1 protein-coding gene is annotated in these 283 nt (G+C 50.2%); it reads left to right on the top strand.

All coding sequences use genetic code 11. The annotated features are described in order from the left end of the window. Positions 1-283 (top strand): M20/M25/M40 family metallo-hydrolase (locus tag FDX22_RS20825; protein ID WP_146717717.1); only part of this gene is annotated, 283 nt, incomplete at both ends.

Genomic DNA, 283 nt, shown 5'->3' with positions numbered 1-283 from the left:
AAACTATATCGGTGATGACCTGCTCGTGACGGATGGAACCAGCCTGTTAGGTGCTGATGATAAAGCTGCCATCGCTGCCATCATGAATGCCATACAGTATCTGGTTGCACATCCGGAGATTAAACATGGACCGGTGAAGGTCGGTTTTGTTCCTGATGAAGAGCAGGGGCTACGGGGTGCCAAAGCTTTTGATGTTGCCGCGTTTGGCGCAAATTTTGGCTATACCCTGGATTGCTGCGGCATAGGTGAGTTTGTCTATGAAAACTGGAATGCAGGCGATGCG

It is taken from the genome of Citrobacter sp. TBCS-14, from assembly GCF_005280805.1.
GTDB lineage: Bacteria > Pseudomonadota > Gammaproteobacteria > Enterobacterales > Enterobacteriaceae > Citrobacter > Citrobacter gillenii.
Note: the sequence above shows the minus strand (reverse complement) of the source record. Positions and strands in the feature narration are given on the sequence as shown.